Origin of the sequence: Nocardia sp. NPDC058480 (genome assembly GCF_042720495.1) — a bacterium.
Lineage (GTDB): Bacteria > Actinomycetota > Actinomycetes > Mycobacteriales > Mycobacteriaceae > Nocardia.
In genome coordinates this window covers 431,795-448,735 of record NZ_JBHXMN010000003.1, presented here as the reverse complement: position 1 = coordinate 448,735, position 16,941 = coordinate 431,795, and the positions used below count along the sequence as shown (strand labels likewise).

At 67.6% G+C, this 16,941-nt stretch carries 13 protein-coding genes; 9 read left to right on the top strand and 4 right to left on the bottom strand.

The window, feature by feature from the left end; all coding sequences use genetic code 11:
• Positions 1-24: 24 nt before the first annotated feature.
• Positions 25-825 carry a DUF2786 domain-containing protein gene (locus tag ACFWO8_RS10880; RefSeq protein ID WP_378948221.1) on the bottom strand — a complete coding sequence of 267 codons (801 nt, stop codon included), beginning with the start codon at positions 823-825 and terminating at the stop codon, positions 25-27.
• 272 nt (positions 826-1,097) lie between these two features.
• Here ACFWO8_RS10880 and ACFWO8_RS10875 point away from each other — a divergent pair, with 272 nt between their 5' ends.
• The 6 genes from ACFWO8_RS10875 to ACFWO8_RS10850 all read left to right on the top strand — a co-directional run bounded on the left by ACFWO8_RS10875 (position 1,098) and on the right by ACFWO8_RS10850 (position 7,783).
• A complete protein-coding gene (locus tag ACFWO8_RS10875) occupies positions 1,098-2,375 on the top strand; it encodes an ABC transporter substrate-binding protein (RefSeq protein WP_378947645.1) in 1,278 nt (425 codons plus the stop codon).
• Between the two features lie 45 nt (positions 2,376-2,420).
• Positions 2,421-3,398: a carbohydrate ABC transporter permease gene (locus ACFWO8_RS10870; protein WP_378947642.1), complete on the top strand. Its 978-nt coding sequence runs from the start codon at positions 2,421-2,423 to the stop codon at positions 3,396-3,398.
• Between the two features lie 11 nt (positions 3,399-3,409).
• On the top strand, positions 3,410-4,297 hold the full coding sequence (locus tag ACFWO8_RS10865; protein ID WP_378947637.1) for a carbohydrate ABC transporter permease: 888 nt from the start codon (positions 3,410-3,412) through the stop codon (positions 4,295-4,297).
• Positions 4,298-4,394: 97 nt separating this feature from the next.
• Entirely contained in the window at positions 4,395-6,719 is a 2,325-nt protein-coding gene (locus ACFWO8_RS10860; protein ID WP_378947634.1) for a transglycosylase domain-containing protein, read from the top strand.
• Between the two features lie 177 nt (positions 6,720-6,896).
• The gene (locus tag ACFWO8_RS10855) at positions 6,897-7,352 is read left to right on the top strand and encodes a GyrI-like domain-containing protein (protein ID WP_378947631.1); all 456 of its coding nucleotides are present in this window, start codon (positions 6,897-6,899) and stop codon (positions 7,350-7,352) included.
• Entirely contained in the window at positions 7,352-7,783 is a 432-nt protein-coding gene (locus ACFWO8_RS10850; protein WP_378947628.1) for a GyrI-like domain-containing protein, read from the top strand. Before ACFWO8_RS10855 ends, ACFWO8_RS10850 begins: the two co-directional genes overlap by 1 nt.
• A gap of 339 nt (positions 7,784-8,122) precedes the next feature.
• Here ACFWO8_RS10850 and ACFWO8_RS10845 read toward each other — a convergent pair whose 3' ends face one another.
• Both ACFWO8_RS10845 and ACFWO8_RS10840 read right to left on the bottom strand, forming a co-directional pair.
• Complete coding sequence (locus ACFWO8_RS10845) at positions 8,123-9,232, bottom strand: inositol-3-phosphate synthase (protein WP_378947625.1); 1,110 nt, start codon at positions 9,230-9,232, stop codon at positions 8,123-8,125.
• Positions 9,225-9,782: a PadR family transcriptional regulator gene (locus ACFWO8_RS10840; RefSeq protein WP_364410910.1), complete on the bottom strand. Its 558-nt coding sequence runs from the start codon at positions 9,780-9,782 to the stop codon at positions 9,225-9,227. Before ACFWO8_RS10840 ends, ACFWO8_RS10845 begins: the two co-directional genes overlap by 8 nt.
• Positions 9,783-10,062: 280 nt before the next feature.
• Between ACFWO8_RS10840 and ACFWO8_RS10835 the strand changes: the two genes are divergently transcribed.
• The 3 genes from ACFWO8_RS10835 to ACFWO8_RS10825 all read left to right on the top strand — a co-directional run bounded on the left by ACFWO8_RS10835 (position 10,063) and on the right by ACFWO8_RS10825 (position 15,348).
• Positions 10,063-10,479: a DUF5318 domain-containing protein gene (locus ACFWO8_RS10835; RefSeq protein WP_378709354.1), complete on the top strand. Its 417-nt coding sequence runs from the start codon at positions 10,063-10,065 to the stop codon at positions 10,477-10,479.
• A gap of 930 nt (positions 10,480-11,409) precedes the next feature.
• Positions 11,410-13,587, top strand: coding sequence for a transglycosylase domain-containing protein (locus ACFWO8_RS10830; protein WP_378948211.1), 2,178 nt, complete (start codon positions 11,410-11,412; stop codon positions 13,585-13,587).
• Between the two features lie 21 nt (positions 13,588-13,608).
• Positions 13,609-15,348: a glycosyltransferase family 87 protein gene (locus ACFWO8_RS10825; RefSeq protein WP_378947622.1), complete on the top strand. Its 1,740-nt coding sequence runs from the start codon at positions 13,609-13,611 to the stop codon at positions 15,346-15,348.
• A gap of 16 nt (positions 15,349-15,364) precedes the next feature.
• Here the strand turns inward: ACFWO8_RS10825 and ACFWO8_RS10820 are convergent, their stop codons facing one another.
• A complete protein-coding gene (locus tag ACFWO8_RS10820; RefSeq protein WP_378947619.1) occupies positions 15,365-16,918 on the bottom strand; it encodes a TerD family protein in 1,554 nt (517 codons plus the stop codon).
• Between the last annotated feature and the right edge of the window lie 23 nt (positions 16,919-16,941).

Here is a 16,941-nt window from a genome sequence, read left to right as displayed (position 1 = left end):
CTACCTGATCGCGGCGCGCGGCCATCATCTGCCGGTGAGCTTTCCGCGAGCGGCGGGGAGCTCGGGCGAGGTGCCCAAGCGTGCGGTGCGACCCGCCCGGTCGCCCGCTCGTCGAGCCGCGGCGGAATGACCCGTGGAGGTTTGGGGGCCTCGCCACGTTCCGCGCGCTTCGGAGGTAGCGGTGTAGAAGTCGGTGAGCGCGACCTCCTTGTCGCGCAGAGCCAGGGCGGTGCCGGTCGATTCGACGACGGATTCCTCGGCGACCACTTCGGCTTTCACCGCGGCGAGGCGAGCGCCGATTCGGGCGGCGAAGGCCATCTGGAAGTTCAGCCGCGCTGTCACCCCCGCCACCGGCACCTCGACTCGTCGGCGAACGGTACGGCCGAGCCGCTTCTCGGCGACAACTTTGACGACCGTGGCCTCGCGGTAGGCACCGGATTTGATGTAGTGGTCGGAGGCTCGGACCATCTGGATGAGCAGGCTCGCATACAGCGCTTCACAGGTATCGATGTCGGCGGCGAAGCCGTAGGCGTAGACCTGGGCGGAAGTGCGGGCGACATCGCAGCGAACATCGTTGGCACCCGCGATCGCGACGAACAGCTGGACATAGGTGCGCAGGCCTTTTCGGCCCGGTTCACCGATCGGGATGATCCGCTGCACCGGCACCGACCTGCGCTCACGTGAGGCCACATGCGAGCGCGCCACGGCGAGATCGATCGAGGATTTCGTCGCCAGCCGCTGGGCCGCGGCGAGGAAGGCCTCGGCCTCGTGCGCGTTGTCGGTCGACTCGGCCTTGCGCAGCAAACCACCGATGCGGGTGAGCATCCGATCGGGCATACCAGCGGTCGAAGGACTTGTCACAAGCATTGACCCTAAGCCACCCCGCCGACAGAAAAACTGTGTAAGTCTGTGCCCGTTCTCGGCCGCCTCGATCTGGACTGACCGAAGGGTGCGACGAAGGAGTGCCCGTAGGGAGGGAAGATCGAGGCCCACAGGGCCGAGAACACGCGGGCCCCGGCCCGCCGCGAATACTGTATGTTGCCTGTTGCACCGCACGGGTGTGCTGCTGCTCACGTCTTGACCCTGGAGTGTCTGCGATGGCCTTGAAGTTTGTCCCCAGAGCGACGATGGCTGCTGCCTCGATCGCGTTGCTCACCGCGACGTTCGCCAGTGGTTGCGCCAGTGACGACGGTGGCAACGCGCTCGACCAGAACCTGACGGGCCGCGGCCCGATCACCTACGTCGAAGGTAAGGACACCACCGAAACCGGTGTGGTCAAACAGCTCATCGACCGCTGGAACGCCGCGCACCCGAACGAGCAGGTGACGTTCAAGGAGCAGTCCGCCGACGGCACCCAGCAGCACGACGACCTCGCCGAGCACTTCCGTGCCAAGCAGGACGGCTACGACGTGGTCGCCCTCGACGTGCCGAACACCGCCGAGTTCGCGGCCAAGGGCTGGATCCAGCCGCTCGAGGACACTTTCGCGATCGACACCGCGCCCCTGCTCCCGCCGACCGTGGCCAGCGCCACCTACAACGGCAAGCTGTACGCGGCACCGAAGAACACCAACGGCGGCCTGCTGTACTACCGCAAGGACCTGGTGCCCAACCCGCCGAAGACCTGGACCGAGATGCTCGGTCAGTGCCAGGTGGCCCGCGACAACAACATCGGCTGCTACGCCGGTCAGCTCGCCCCCTACGAGGGCCTGACCGTGAACACCTCCGAGATCATCAACGCCTACGGCGGCAGCTTCGTCGGCGCCGACGGCAAGACCCCCACCGTGAACAGCCCGGAGTCGAAGGCGGGCCTGAAGGTCCTCGTCGACGCCTACAAGAACGGTGACATCCCCAAGGAAGCCATCACCTTCAAGGAAGGTGAGAGCGCCGCCGCGTTCGAGTCGGGCAAGCTGCTGTTCCTGCGTAACTGGCCCTACCTGTACGGCCAGGCCAACGCCGACGGCTCCGCGGTGAAGGACAAGTTCGGCGTCGCCCCGCTGCCGGGCAACACCGGCGTCGGCGCCTCGACCCTCGGCGGCTACAACGCCGCGATCAGCGCGTTCTCCAAGAACAAGGCCACCGCCGCCGACTTCGTGCGCTACCTGATCAGCGAAGAGGCGCAGCAGATCATCGCCTCGGGCTCGCTGCCCTCGGTGCGCTCCTCGCTCTACGACGACCCGGCCCTGATCGCGAAGATGCCGTACCTGCCCGCGCTGAAGGAGTCCATCGCCAGCGCGGTGCCGCGTCCGGTGACCCCGTTCTATCCCGCGGTGTCGAAGGCCATCCAGGACAACGCTTATGCTGCACTCACCGGTGCCAAGTCTGTCGACGATGCAGTCGCGGGCATGCAAAAGGGCATCGAGACCGCCGGTTCGTAGCGGTACGCGCAGCGGACCCGACCAGACCGTAGGAGAGTAGTAACGGTGTCGGATCCTTCGGGAGCCAAGCAGCGCGGGCTAGCGCTGGAACTGCGACAATCCGGCAAGGCGTGGCTGTTCGTCGCGCCTGTGCTCGTCGCGCTGGCCGTTGTCATCGGATATCCGGTGGTCGAGGCGATCTGGATGTCCTTCTCGAAGGACTCCGGCATCGACCCGGCCACCGGGATGTTCGTCGAGGGTGGCAGCGCCGGATTCAGCAACTACACGCACTGGCTGATGCAGCAGTGCGCGTCGCTGAACGGCACGGTGCCGTGCCCCACCGGCACGCTCGGCTCGCAGTTCTGGTCGGCGGTCGGGATCACCCTGTTCTTCACCGTGGTGATGGTCTCGATCGAGGCCCTGCTCGGGCTCGGCATGGCCATGGTGATGGGCAAGACCTTCCGCGGTCGGGCGCTGTTGCGCGCCGCCGTGCTGATTCCGTGGGCGATTCCCACCGCGGTCACAGCACGACTGTGGGAGTTCATGTTCCAGTACGACGGCGTGGTGAACCGGGTGCTCGGCACGAACATCCTGTGGACCTCGGACATGTGGGCGTCGCGGTTCGCGGTGATCGCGGCCGACGTGTGGAAGACGACGCCGTTCATGGCGCTGCTGATTCTGGCTGGGCTGCAAGTGATTCCGGCCGACGTGTACGAGGCGGCCAAAGTCGACGGCGCGACTGCCTGGCAGCGGTTCGTCCACATCACGCTGCCGCTACTCAAGCCCGCACTGCTGGTCGCGGTCCTGTTCCGCACCATGGACACGCTGCGCATCTACGACCTGCCCGCGATCATGACGCTCGGTAACCCGTCGACGAACACCCTGTCGATCCTGGTGGTCGACCAGGTGCGCCAAGGTCCCAACAGCGCCGCGGCACTGTCGGTGATCACCTTCCTGCTCGTCTTCGCCGTTGCGTTCGTACTGGTGAAGGTGCTCGGCGCCAACGCTGTTCGCACGCAGGAAGAACAGCGGAAGGCGAACTGATGAGCATGTCGATGACGAAAGAACCCGCCGCCGAGTCGAAGACGGTGCCGGTGCAGCCGGTGTCGTGGCGCAAGCGGTTCGGCACGGTGCGGCTCTACCTCGGTGTCGCCATCGTGCTGGTGTGGGGACTCGGGCCGTTCTACTGGATGGCCGTGGTGGCGTTCCGCGACCCGGCCCACACCTTCGACAGCACGCCGTGGCCGACCCACGTGACGCTGGAGAACTTCCGCAACGCCTTCGACACCAGCCGCGGCAACGACTTCGGCAAGGCGCTGCTCAACAGTGTGATCATCGGTTCGGCGACCACGGCCATCGCGCTGCTGCTCGGTGTGCTCGCGGCCTACGCGCTGGCCCGGATGACGTTCGCGGGCAAGTACCTGGTCTCGGGGCTGATCCTGTCGGCGTCGATGTTCCCGGCCGTCGTGCTGGTGACGCCGCTGTTCCAGCTGTTCACCGATCTGGGCTGGATCGGCCAGTACCAGGCGATGATCATCCCGAACATCTCGTTCGTACTGCCGATGACGGTCTACATCCTGGCCTCGTTCTTCGCCGAACTGCCGTGGGAGCTCGAAGAGGCCGCGCGCATCGACGGCGCGAGCAAGTTCCAGGCCTTCCGGTTGATCATGCTGCCGCTGGCCGCGCCCGCGGTGTTCACCACCGCGATCCTGGCGTTCATCGCAGCGATCAACGAGTATCTGCTGGCCCGGCTGCTGTCGGGTGATGACACCAAGCCGGTGACGGTCGCCATCGCGAGTTTCTCGGGCAACGACCCGCTGGTGCAGCCGTACGCGGCGATCATGGCGGCGGGCGTGATCGTCACCGTGCCGCTGGTGATCATGGTGCTGATATTCCAGCGTCGCATCATCTCCGGTCTCACCGCGGGTGGCGTCAAGAGCTGACCTGCCGGGAACTGCGGCCACCGCCGGGTAGAGTCGCCTGCACCGATATCGACGTCGGTGCAGGTGAGTTCTTCTGCTCCCTCCGAAAGGAGATGGTGTGGCCTCCCAGCGCGGGCGCGGCCGTTCCGATCCGGACGCGCCGTACACCTCGATTGCCGGGTTCCGCGATCCACTGGCGAATGAGCAGAAGCCGAGTAAAGGCGCGGCGCGACGGGCACAAGCGGCGCGACTGGCCGCCACCGACGGGCCCCGGGACAAGGGAGCCGCGCGGCGGGAACAGGCCGCACGGCTCGGCACCGACGAACCGCCCGCCGAACGTAAGCCGCGCACCAGGGGTCAGCGCATCCGGCGGCTGCTGCTCGCGTTGTTCGTGATCTTCGTGTGTGTGCCCGCGCTGCTGTTCGTCGCGGTGTATTGGAGTTCGGAGATCCCCGAACCGGCCGAGGTCGCGGTCGAGCAGCCCGCCACCGTGCTGGCCGCCGACGGCACCACGGTGCTGACGAAATTCATTCCGCCACAGGGTAATCGGATTCCCATTCCGCTCACCGAGGTGCCGTATCCGGTGCGTGACGCCGTGCTGGCGGCCGAAGACCGCACCTTCTATACCAACGCCGGTTACTCGACCAGCGGCTTCCTGCGCGCCGCCCGCGACAATATGACCGGTCAGGACAATGCGGGCGGCGGCTCGACGATCACCCAGCAGTACGTGAAGAACGCCTTCCTCAGCTCCGAACGCACCGTCACCCGCAAGATGCGGGAGCTGATCATCGCGGCCAAGATGGCACGGCAGTGGAGCAAGGACGAGATCCTGGCCGCCTACCTCAACACCATCTACTACGGGCGCGGGGCGTACGGGATCGCGGCCGCTTCGAAGGCCTATTTCGACAAGCCGGTGCCTGCGTTGACCCTCGCCGAGGGCGCGGTGCTGGCGGCCGTGATCCGCTCGCCCTCGGTGCTCGACCCGGAGAACCATTTCGACCAGTTGCGGGCGCGCTGGCAATACGTGCTCGACGGGATGGTCGAGATGAGCGTGCTCGCGCCCGGCGACCGTGACGCGACGGTGTTCCCGCCGATCATCCCGCTCGACGATGTGCCCGTGGAGGCGGCCACGCTCGGACCGGAAGGGCATATCCGCACCCAGGTGCTGCGCGAATTGCGTGCCGCGGGCCTCGACGACGCCGACATCAACACGGGCGCATTGCAGATCACCACCACCATCGACGCCGCAGCGCAGGCGGGCGCGGTCGATTCGGTGCGTGAACGGTTGTCGTGGCAGCCACCGGAACTGCGCTCGGCGGTGGTGTCGATCGATCCGCGCAGCGGGGCGGTGCGCGCCTATTACGGCGGTGAGGACGGGGCCGGGTTCGATTTCGCGCAGGCGCCGCTCCAAACAGGTTCCGCGTTCAAGGTTTTCGCGCTCGTGGCCGCGCAACGGCAAGGCATTCCGGTAACGCGGGCGATGGACAGCTCGCCCATCACCGACCGCGGTACCGAGATCACCAATGTCGAGGGCGACTCGTGCGGGCGCTGCTCGCTCGCCGAGGCGCTCAAACGCTCACTGAACACCAGCTTCTACCGGCTCACCATGACGATGGCCGACGGCCCGCGCTCGATCGCCGAGGCCGCGCACCTGGCGGGCATCCCCGAGTACATTCCCGGCGTCGACGGCGTCACCCTCGCCGAACCGGACGGTTACCCGCTCAACGGGATCGTGCTCGGGCAGTATCTGGTTCGCCCCATCGACATGGCGTCGGCGTACGCGACGCTGGCCGCCTCCGGTGTCTATCACCAGCCGTACTTCGTGCAGAAGGTGAGCACCGGTGACGGGCGGGTGCTGCTCGACCGCAGCTGGGAAACCGCGACGGGCAAGCGACATTCAGAGCCCGAGCGGCGGATCTCCGCCGAGATCGCCGATGCGACTACGTCGGCGATGCTGCCGATCGCCAACTACTCCAACGGCCACGGGCTCGCCGACGGCAGGCAGTCGGCGAGCAAGACCGGAACCACCCAGCTCGGCGAGACCAAGGACAACAAGGACGCGTGGATGGTCGGGTACACGCCCTCGCTGTCCACCGCGGTGTGGGTGGGCACCGAGCAGCCCCAGGCGCTGCGCACCGGTCGCGGTGGGGCCGTGTGGGGTTCGGGACTGCCCGCCGACATCTGGAAGCAGTCGATGGACGCCGCGCTGGCGGGGACACCGGTCGAACAGTTCGACGCACCACCGTTGCCGAGCCCGCCACTGGTTCCGGTGCCGGGTACCGGGCCTGCGCCGACGCAGGGCCGTGGCTTCGACATCTTCGGTCCGCCGACGAACGCGCCGAACACTCCGGCGCCACCGCCGTTGATCATCATCCCGCCCGCACCGAACCCACCGGTCCCCGGTGAGTTGTTCCCCGGACTCGGTGGTGAAGGGCCGCGATAGATCACGAGTTGGCGCACCCACACCCGGCTACCCTAGGGACATGGCAACATCGTTGCCCAGAGCGCGAACCGCCCGACCAGGGGTCGAATGATCCCGGCGCGGAACCTGTCGGACCGATACGGGAGGATGTGCGGTCGGTACCGACATGCGACGACACTAGACATAGGGGCTACGCAGGTGGATTTCAATGTCGTTGACCGTCCCGAGACGCTGATCGCGGGCACGGTGCTTCGCAGCCCAGCGCTCGCCGTCGAGGGGCCGCGCCGCGCCAAGGTGGTCGAGGCGTGGGCGAACCTGCGGACGAGGACGTTACCGGGCCCGGTCGCGACGGGCTATGTCGATTTCGCGCCGGAGATCAACTCCTACCTCACTCACATCGTCGGCTACGAGTGCAAAACTCTCGCCGACCTGCAGGCGGGCGACGTGCTCGGCCGGATCCCGGCGGGCCGCTACGCGCGATTCGTGGCCAGTGGCGACAATCTCGGCGACACCATCGTCGGGCTGTGGCGCCAGGTGTGGGACGCGGAGGCAGCGGACGAATTCGTGCGCGCCTATACCGGCGATTGCGAGCAGTATCCCGACGAGCGCACGGTCGAGATCTTCGTTTCGCTGATCGATGAGAAGGACAGCTGATGGCCGTGGATTTCGAAATCGTCACCCTCGACGACGGTTTGATCGCCGGTCTCACGGTGCCGCTGGCCGGGCGTGAGGTGACCGCACGCGATCTTGATCTGGTGAATTTCACCTGGGATCGGTATTTGTCGCGGGAGAAGCCGGTTCCCCGCGCGGCTGCCTATATCGGCCAGAACGATCACGCGGTGGCCGTGCTCGGCTACGAGGTCGCCGGGCTGGACGACATCGACGAAGGCGACGTGCTCACCCGCATTCCCGCGGGGCGCTACGCCAAGTTCGTGGTCTCGGACAAGCCCTACGATCTGCTGCGCACCGCCTGGGCCCAGGTGATCAAGGCCGAGAACGCGGGCACCATCACCCGCTCGCACACGGCGGAGCTGGAGCGCTACACCGGCCCGACCAGCGTCGAGGTATACGTCTCCCTGGACTGAGAGCGACGAAAGAGGCCGGGCCCCAGGGCAATACCCTGAGTCCCGGCCTTCGTCGATAAATCAGCCACAACGACCCGACCTCGAGGAGGGTCCGCCGCGCAGCGGCGTAGCGGCCCGGCCGCGAGTTAGCCGCCGTTGCGTCCGAGGCGCAGCCTCTAGCAACGGTGGCTAACTCGCGGCCCCCCAGGGGCCGCGCTCGAGCGCGCCAGCGCTCCAATAAACACAGCCAGCGCCTCCCGGACTACTCAAACCTGGGGCTCCGCCAGCCAACCCACACTGGTACACCGAACAAAAAGGCCGGGTACGCAATTCGCGCACCCGGCCTTCTGCTTCGACTGATTAATCAGCGCCGATGATGAACGCTTCCAACTGAGTGCGCGCGACATCGTCAGCGATCTGCTCCGGCGGGGACTTCATCAGGTAGGCCGAGGCCGGGATGACCGGTCCGCCGATGCCGCGGTCCTTGGCGATCTTCGCCGCGCGGACGGCGTCGATGATGATGCCGGCCGAGTTCGGCGAGTCCCACACCTCGAGCTTGTACTCCAGGTTCAGCGGGGCGTCACCGAAGGCGCGGCCCTCGAGGCGCACGTAGGCCCACTTGCGGTCGTCGAGCCACTCCACGTAGTCCGAGGGACCGATGTGGACGTTGCGGTCGTGAACCTTGCCCGCGAGCGAACCGGTGAGGTTCGACGTGACGGCCTGGGTCTTGGAGACCTTCTTCGACTCCAGACGCTCACGCTCGAGCATGTTCTTGAAGTCCATGTTGCCGCCGACATTGAGCTGGTAGGTGCGGTCGAGCACCACGCCGCGGTCTTCGAACAGCTTGGCCATCACGCGGTGGGTGATGGTCGCGCCGACCTGGGACTTGATGTCGTCACCGACGATCGGGACACCGGCGTCGGTGAACTTCTTCGCCCAGACCGGGTCGGAGGCGATGAAGACCGGCAGCGCGTTGACGAAGGCGACGTCCGCGTCGATCGCGCACTGCGCGTAGAACTTGTCGGCCTCTTCCGAACCCACCGGCAGGTAGGAAACGAGCACGTCGACCTTGGCGTCCTTGAGCGCCTTGACGACGTCGACCGCGGGGGCCTCGGACTGCTCGATGGTCATCGCGTAGTACTTGCCGATGCCGTCGAGGGTCGGGCCACGCAGGACCGTCACATCGGTCGGCGGCACATCGGAGATCTTGATGGTGTTGTTCTCGCTGGCGAAGATGGCCTCGGCCAGGTCGAAGCCGACCTTCTTGGCGTCGACATCGAACGCGGCCACGAACTTCACGTCGCGCACGTGATAGGAACCGAACTTGACGTGCATGAGGCCGGGAACGACCTGGTTCTCGTCGGCATCCTTGTAGTACTGCACGCCCTGCACCAGCGACGACGCGCAGTTGCCCACACCGACGATCGCGACGCGGACTTCGCCGGATCCAACCTTGTTGACATCACTCATGGCCGCTCTTTCCCTCTTTCTGTGGTGCCGCCTTCGTCGATTGCTCCGCCGCAATCAACTCGTTGAGCCAGCGCACTTCGCGCTCGCTTGATTCCAATCCGAGCTGGTGGAGCTGCTTGGTGTAGCGATCCAGTGACCCGCTGGCCTTCTTGATCGCTTCCCGCAGTCCCTCTCGGCGCTCCTCGACCTGACGTCGCCTGCCTTCCAGAATCCGCATCCTCGCCTCGGCGGGAGTGCGGCTGAAGAAGGCCAGGTGAACGCCGAAGCCGTCATCGGTGTAGTTCTGCGGACCGGTGTCGGCAAGGAGTTCGGAGAACCGTTCCCGGCCGACCGGTGTGAGCCGGTAGACGCGGCGCGCACGACGCGCGAGCGCGCCGACCGGTTGCTCCTCGGCGATCAGCCCGTCGGCCTGCATCCTGCGCAGCGTCGGGTAGAGCGAACCGTAGGAGAAGGCCCGGAACGCTCCGAGCAGGCCCGTCAACCGCTTGCGCAGCTCGTAACCGTGCATGGGCGCGTCGAGGAGCAGGCCGAGAATCGCCAATTCGAGCACTGCCGACCTCACTCCCTGACTATGACGACCTGATCGGCCGAACGGACCTAACCGTGGATGCGACTTCCAACTATATCGGAGCGATACATCTACGCACAGTCGAATGTGACGCAGGCGTCATCGGCGCAGGTCAGTGCAGTGGGGTGCGCAGGAGCTTTTCGGGGGCGCACCCCACCTGCGAAAACACCCGAATTGGCCCGAAAATAGCCGGGGTGGTCGGGGAGATCGGATCAAACGATGCCATGGGCACGGGTATACGAACCCCGCTACTCTGGTGATCGTGCGAATTCAGCGGCAGGTGGTGGACTATGCGCTCAGGCGCAGGTCCCTGCTGGCCGATGTCTACGCGGGGCGGGTCGGCGTCGCCGAGGTGTGCGACGCGAATCCGTACCTGCTCCGGGCCGCCAAGTTCCATGGCCGGGGCAGCGAGGCGACCTGCCCGATCTGTCGGAAAGAGCAGCTGACGTTGGTTTCGTGGGTGTTCGGCGATGGGCTCGGCCAAGCGGCCGGGTCGGCGCGGACGCCCGAGGAACTGATTCGGATGGCCGAGGCGAACGAAGAATTCTCGGTGCATGTCGTCGAGGTATGTCGCTCGTGCAGCTGGAACCATCTGGTGCAGTCGTATGTGCTCGGCACGGCTCCCGCCCCCGCCCGGCGACGGACGAGTTCGCGAGCCCGGCGCTCTGCTGCCGAATGATGGCTTGCCGAGCAACGGGGCTGCGCAGTGACGGGCGGCCCGCACAAGTGATGGTGGCCACCGCGTGATGCGCCACTGTTCGGGGTGCACCTTCTCCGCGCCGGTTCTCCGGCGCGGATGTTGTGTGCCCGAACCTTACAAGTTATGGAGATCTGGTCAGTGAGTTCGCCCTACGAGTCCTCCCCCCACGGCGATGATCCGCGCGGCGGCCGTCCGGCGCGGGGCGCACAACCGGGTCTCCCCCCACAGTCGGGTGATCGACCCGGCGGTCCCCCGCCGCGTCGGCCGATGCCGCCCCAGGGTGCGCCCGGTGGTCCCGCGCAGGGTGGGCGTCCGCAGGGTGGTCCGATGCCTGGCGGACGTGGCCCGCAGGGGCCGCCGCCGAATCGTCAGCAGGGGCCGCCGCCGGGTGGGATGCCGCCGCGTCGGCCGGGTCAGCCCCCGCAGCGTCCGGGTGGACCGCAGGGTGGACCGGCTCCGCAAGGTGCGCCCGGTCAGGGCAGGCCGCCGCAGGGTAGGCCCGCTCAGCCGGGTCGTCCCGGCACGCCCGCTGCCGGTGCCACGCAGAAGTTGCCGCGTCCCGGCGGCCTCGACGAGTCGACTGTGCGTTCGGGGCAGACCGGTGCGGGCCGAACCGTGCGTGGTTCGAACGATGACGTAGCCAGGACCGCCCGCGCGGGCGGTGCCGCCGCGGCCGCACGGGCCGGCGCGGGGCGACGCCCCGGTGGCCCCACGTCCGGTGAACGTCGTGCCACCGCCGCGGGTGGCCCGACCACCGGCGAACGGCGCGCCACGGGCGCGGGCGGCACACCGCCGCCGACCGGTCCGCGCAACCGCCGCGGTGGTGGCGGGGGCGACGACGGCTCGGGTAGTGATGGTGCGGTGAAGAAATCGCCGTGGCGGATCGTTCGCCGGACGCTCTATGTCCTGATGGCTCTGGCCATCGTCGTGCCGAGCGCGGTGTTCCTGGTCGCCTACACGGCGGTGTCGGTGCCCAAGCCGGGCGATCTGGAGACCAACCAGGTAGCGACGATCTTCGCCAGCGATGGCACCACCGAGATCAGCAGAGTGGTCCCGCCGCAGGGCAACCGCACCGAGGTCTCGATCGATCAGATCCCGCCGCACGTGCGCAATGCCGTGATCGCCGCCGAGGACCGCGACTTCTACACCAACCCCGGCTTCTCGGTCTCGGGCTTCGCCCGCGCCGCCCGCGACAACATCCTCGGCAAGGAAAGCGCCGGTGGTGGTTCCACGATCACCCAGCAGTACGTGAAGAACGCGCTGGTCGGTGACGAGCGGTCGATGACACGCAAGATGCACGAGCTGGTGATCTCGGCCAAGATGGCGCGGCAGTGGAGCAAGGAAGACATCCTCGCCGCCTACCTGAACACGATCTACTTCGGTCGTGGCGCGTACGGCATCGATGCCGCGTCCAAGTCCTACTTCGGCAAGCCGGTGCAGGAGCTGACCGTGGCCGAGGGCGCTGTCCTCGCCGCGACGATCCAGCTGCCCTCCATGCTGGATCCGGAGAAGAACCCCGACGGCGCCAGGACGCGCTGGAACTACGTGCTCGACGGCATGGTCGCGGAGAACAACCTGCCCGCGACGGAGCGTCAGGGAATGCAGTACCCGCAGGTGGTCTCGCTGGACTCGTTGGGCGACAAGAACAACGACGAGGGCCCGTCCGGCTTGGTGAAGAACCAGGTGCTCCAGGAACTCTCGACCGCGGGCATCAGCGAGCAGCAGTTGAACACCGAAGGCCTGCAGATCACCACCACGATCGACCCGCAGGCACAGGACGCCGCGATCAAGGCCGCGCAGGGCAAGCTCGAAGGCGAGCCGGAGAACCTGCGCACCGCGGTGGTCTCGGTCGACCCACGCACCGGCGCGGTCCGCGCCTACTACGGCGGCAACGACGGTCAGGGCTTCGACTTCGCCAGTGCCGGCCTGCCGACGGGCTCCTCGTTCAAGGTGTTCGGTCTTGCCGCGAATCTCGAACAGGGCATTCCGCTTTCGCAGCTCTACGACAGCTCGCCGATCACCGTCAACGGCATCAAGATCGGCAATGTCGAGGGCGAGGGCTGTGGCATGTGCACCATCGCCGAGGCGCTCAAGCGTTCGCTGAACACCAGCTTCTACCGCATGCAGCTGGATATGCAGAACGGTCCGCAGAAGGTCGCCGATATGGCCCACAAACTCGGTGTCGCGGAGGAATTGCCCGGAATCGGCGAGACACTGACCGAGCCCGGCGGCGTCGGCCCCAACAATGGCGTCATCCTCGGCCAGTACCAGTCACGACCGCTCGATATGGCCTCGGCCTATGCCACCCTGGCGGCGTCGGGCGTCTACCACGCGCCGCACTTCGTGCAGAAGGTCGTGACCGCCGACGGGCAAGTGCTGCTCGATCGCGGCGAGCCCGCCGGTGAGCAGCGGGTGAGCGCGGCCGTGGCCGACAACGTCACCGCGGCGATGAAGCCGATCGCGGCGTACTCGCGCAACCACAACCTGGCCGGTGGCCGGGACTCCGCGTCCAAGACCGGTACCCACCAGCTCGGCGACACCGGCAACAACCGCGACGCGTGGATGGTCGGTTACACCCCGTCGCTGTCGACCGCGGTGTGGGTCGGCACCGAGCAGGGCGACCCGCTCAAGAACTACGGCGGCGGCAGCATCTACGGTTCCGGTCTGCCTTCCGACATCTGGAAGGCGACGATGGACGGCGCGCTGTCCGGCACGTCGAACGAGTCGTTCCCCAAGCCCGCCCCGATCAAGGGTCAGGCCGGTGTGCCGGAATGGTCGGCGCCCTACACCGCACCGTCCACCACCGCTCCGGCACTCGTGCCGCCGGTGATCGTGCCCTCGCAGGTCGAGATCCTGCCCGGCATCCGGATTCCGGTGCCGGGGGTGCAGCAGCCCGCGGTGCCGCAGTCGCAGCAGGCGCCCGAGACCGGTGCGGGCCCGCTGCCCGGCCAGCCGACGGCGGGACCGGACGGCTCGCCGTCGACGCCCGGAAATGGCAACGGCGGGTCGACCAGACCGAACAACGGCGCCGGCGGCAACGACGACGAGAGCAGCGGCGCGGGAACCACGCCGACCCGATCCCGGTAGCCACCGGTAGCCTCGGATGTCGTGACCGATCAGCAACTCGCGGACCAGCCGGCGTCGAGTAGTACCCGGCCGGGCCGCGAGGTGGGGTACGTGGCGCCGGCCAGGCTGGCGCCCGACCTCCGCTCGATCGACGCGCGCGACCGGCCCAGCCGCAACGATGCACTGACCGCGCAGCTCTCCTCCGTGATCGGCGGCCCGGTCGGCGATCACGCGCTGATCGGGCGGGTGCGGTTCTGGACGCCGCTGCGGGTGCTGTTCGCCTTCACGGTGATCTTCCTGGCGCTGGGCTGGACAGCCAAGGCCGGCTGCATCCAGCAGACCAGCGACGGCGAGGGCGGCCTGATGCTGGACTGGAACAACGGCCGCCAGTACGTGGCCATGTGCTACTCCGACACGGTGCCGCTCTACGGCGCGGAACGGCTCAACGAGGGCGCGTTCCCGTACAAGAAATCCTGGACCGAATCGACGCCCGACGGTGGTACCGAGACCAGATACATGGAGTATCCGGTGCTTTCGGGTCTGTACCAGTACGCGGCGATGCAGATCGGCAATGTCTGGGATCACCTGCCGCTACCGGGCGCGATGTCGGTGGTGGTGTATTTCAACGTTGTCGCGCTCGGCCTTTCGGTCGGCTGGCTGATCACGGTGTGGGCCTCGTCTCGATTAGCCGGGCGACGGGTGTGGGATGCCGCGTTGATCGCGGTGTCGCCGTTGGTGATCGTGCATATGTTCACCAATTTCGATGCTCTCGCAACGGCTTTCGCGGCCACCGGCCTGCTGGCGTGGGCGCGACGTAAGCCTGTTCTGGCCGGGGTGCTGCTCGGACTCGGCGGGGCGGCGAAGCTGTATCCGCTGTTGCTGCTCGGGCCGATTGTGGTGCTGTGCATGCGGATCGATCCGATGCGGCGTCAGCCCGCCGCACGGGCCGGGCTGCGGTTGCGTGATGTCGACAGTCTCGATACCGCGCGCACCTGGTTGCGCGAAACACCCGCAAGGACCCATCTTTTCGCGTTGCGCCCGCTCGGCGCGGCCACCCTCACCGTGCTCGCCGCTGCGGGAACATGGGTGGCGGTGAATCTGCCGATCGCGGCGCTGTACCCGGAGGGCTGGCGAGAGTTCTTCCGGCTCAACACCACTCGGCACGCCGACCCCGACTCGATCTACAACGTGATCACCTCGTTCACCGGCTGGGCCGGCTTCGACGGGCCGATCGGGCACGGCGAGCCGCCGACCATCCTGAACACGGTCTCGCTGCTGGCCTTCGTGGCCGCCTGTGCCGGCATCGCCTACCTGGCGCTCACCGCGCCACGGCGCCCGCGCCTGACCCAGTTGTGCTTCCTCGTCGTCGCGGCCTTCCTGCTGACGAACAAGGTGTGGAGCCCGCAGTATTCGCTGTGGCTGGTGCCGCTGGCGGTACTCGCGCTGCCACATCGGCGAATCCTGCTGGCCTGGATGACGATCGACGCGCTGGTCTGGGTACCGCGGATGTACTACTACCTCGGTGAGGACAACAAGGGCCTGCCGGAACAGTGGTTCACCGGCACCGTCGTCCTGCGCGACCTCGCGGTGCTCGGCTTGTGCGCACTGATCGTCTACGAGATCCTGCGCCCCCAGAACGACGTGGTCCGCCGCGACTTCGTCGACGACCCCGCGGGCGGTGTCCTCGACCGCGCCCTCGACCCGCTACTCCCCTGGCTCCCGGAATTCCTGCGCCCGAAGCAGGCGAAGGTCAGCGCACGGCCCGTGTCGGTGCTGGACTGACCGGACCACCCCGGTTCTACATTCGCAAGTAGCGGGCTTGGAGTTCGGGTTCGGCGGGGAGCATGTCGAGATCGAGTTCCCAGGCGTTGCCTGTCCATGGGTCGAACAGGGGGGTGCCGGGCATCGTCGGCAGGTGCCTGCACGACTGGGCGAGGAAATCTACTGGGCCGTCACCGAATTCGCCGCTGCCGCTGCCGACGATGACCAGGGACAGGCCGATCAGGTCGCCGCGCACCATCAGCTGGCCGAGGCGCACCACGTCGCTGCCCTGATAGCCGTGCGGGAAGTCGGCGGCGACCAGGATGCGGTGTTCGGTTGGGGGTACGGCTTGTCCACTGTTGTAAGCGATTTCGGCGAGCTCGGCCGCGTGGGCGAGCTCGGCGAGGCGGGCGGAGATGTCGCCGTGGTCGGCGATCACCGGGCCTGCCAACAATGGCGCGAGGGGGGCGGCGAGGGTGCGCAAGCCGCCGGTGAGGTCGATCAGGTCGACCTTGGTCGGCTTGTCGGGGATCGCGGCGACGAGGCGGGCCACCACCGCGCCGATCACGCGCGCGGCCGCGCCGGTGGATTCGGTGTCGACCCACAGCGGCCGATTCAGCGGCACCGGAACGCAATACGGCACGCGCAGGCCGCCGCGGTCGAGTGCGTAGAGCTCGCCGAGCCGGATGCCGTCGCTGCGGGCGGCGCGGGTGGTCCATGCGGGAGCGAGCCAGGAGGCCAGCGCGGCGGGCATGGCGGCGTCGGCCTCGGCGATCTCGTTGCCGAGTTGGTCGCTGTCGCGACGGTGGTCGGCGTCGGCGAGGGCGACGAGTTCGTCGTGGCGACGCTGAGCTTCGGTGCGGGCCGCGTCGGCGGCGGGGGTATTACGGGTAGCCGGATTCGACACCGCTTCGGAGAGTTCTTGATCGAGGCGTCTGGTCGCGTAGTCGCGGGCCGAGACGAGCGCGGCGGCCGAGCGCGCGGCGTCTTCGAAGATCATCCACATGCGTTGCAGGCCGTGGTCGACTTCGAGCGGAATGCCTGATGCGGGTCCGGGTCTCGCGACCGTCTCGGTGGGGGCGCTCGGCGGTGCCAGTGGTGCGGCCTGCCATGCCTGCGCCGGTGCGGGCTCGGGCGCGGTCACGCCGTGCGCGGCGAGCAGTTGTGCCGCGCCGCCCGCGTAACCCTGGCCGAGCGCCCGCAACTTCCAGCCACCACCGCGCCGATACACCTCGAGGCAGATCAGCGCGCTCTCACCGGCAGTCGGCGCGATCACGAATTCAGCCGCCGGACTGCCCTTTTCGAACAGCGCGGCGGTGACGGTGCCGAGCGTCTGCCCGCCGACGACGTACAGCAGCACAGCGTGCGCGTCGGGCCTGATCTGCGACAGCGTGAGATCCACCGCCGCCCCGGCGAAGCTCACGCCAGGTGCCGCGGGCCGCGACGCGCACACATGATCGTGCACGTCGCGAACCCGCAGATCCTCGCCGACCACCAGCGCCCCGAGTTCGACGGTGCCTGCGGTCTGCGCGGTGAAGCGCACGGAATCAGCGGTCAGAGCAGTGTTCTGCCCCGCCTTCAGGTGAATCACGGTGTCTGCCCTGCTCTGTCGCT

Bases quoted from the DNA above. Each gene is read 5' to 3' on its own strand.
- ACFWO8_RS10880 (WP_378948221.1), bottom strand. From the start codon at position 825: ATGCTCACCCGCATCGGTGGTTTGCTGCGCAAGGCCGAGTCGACCGAC.
- ACFWO8_RS10875 (WP_378947645.1), top strand. From the start codon at position 1,098: ATGGCCTTGAAGTTTGTCCCCAGAGCGACGATGGCTGCTGCCTCGATC.
- ACFWO8_RS10865 (WP_378947637.1), top strand. From the start codon at position 3,410: ATGACGAAAGAACCCGCCGCCGAGTCGAAGACGGTGCCGGTGCAGCCG.
- ACFWO8_RS10850 (WP_378947628.1), top strand. From the start codon at position 7,352: ATGGCCGTGGATTTCGAAATCGTCACCCTCGACGACGGTTTGATCGCC.
- ACFWO8_RS10845 (WP_378947625.1), bottom strand. From the start codon at position 9,232: ATGAGTGATGTCAACAAGGTTGGATCCGGCGAAGTCCGCGTCGCGATC.
- ACFWO8_RS10830 (WP_378948211.1), top strand. From the start codon at position 11,410: ATGGCTCTGGCCATCGTCGTGCCGAGCGCGGTGTTCCTGGTCGCCTAC.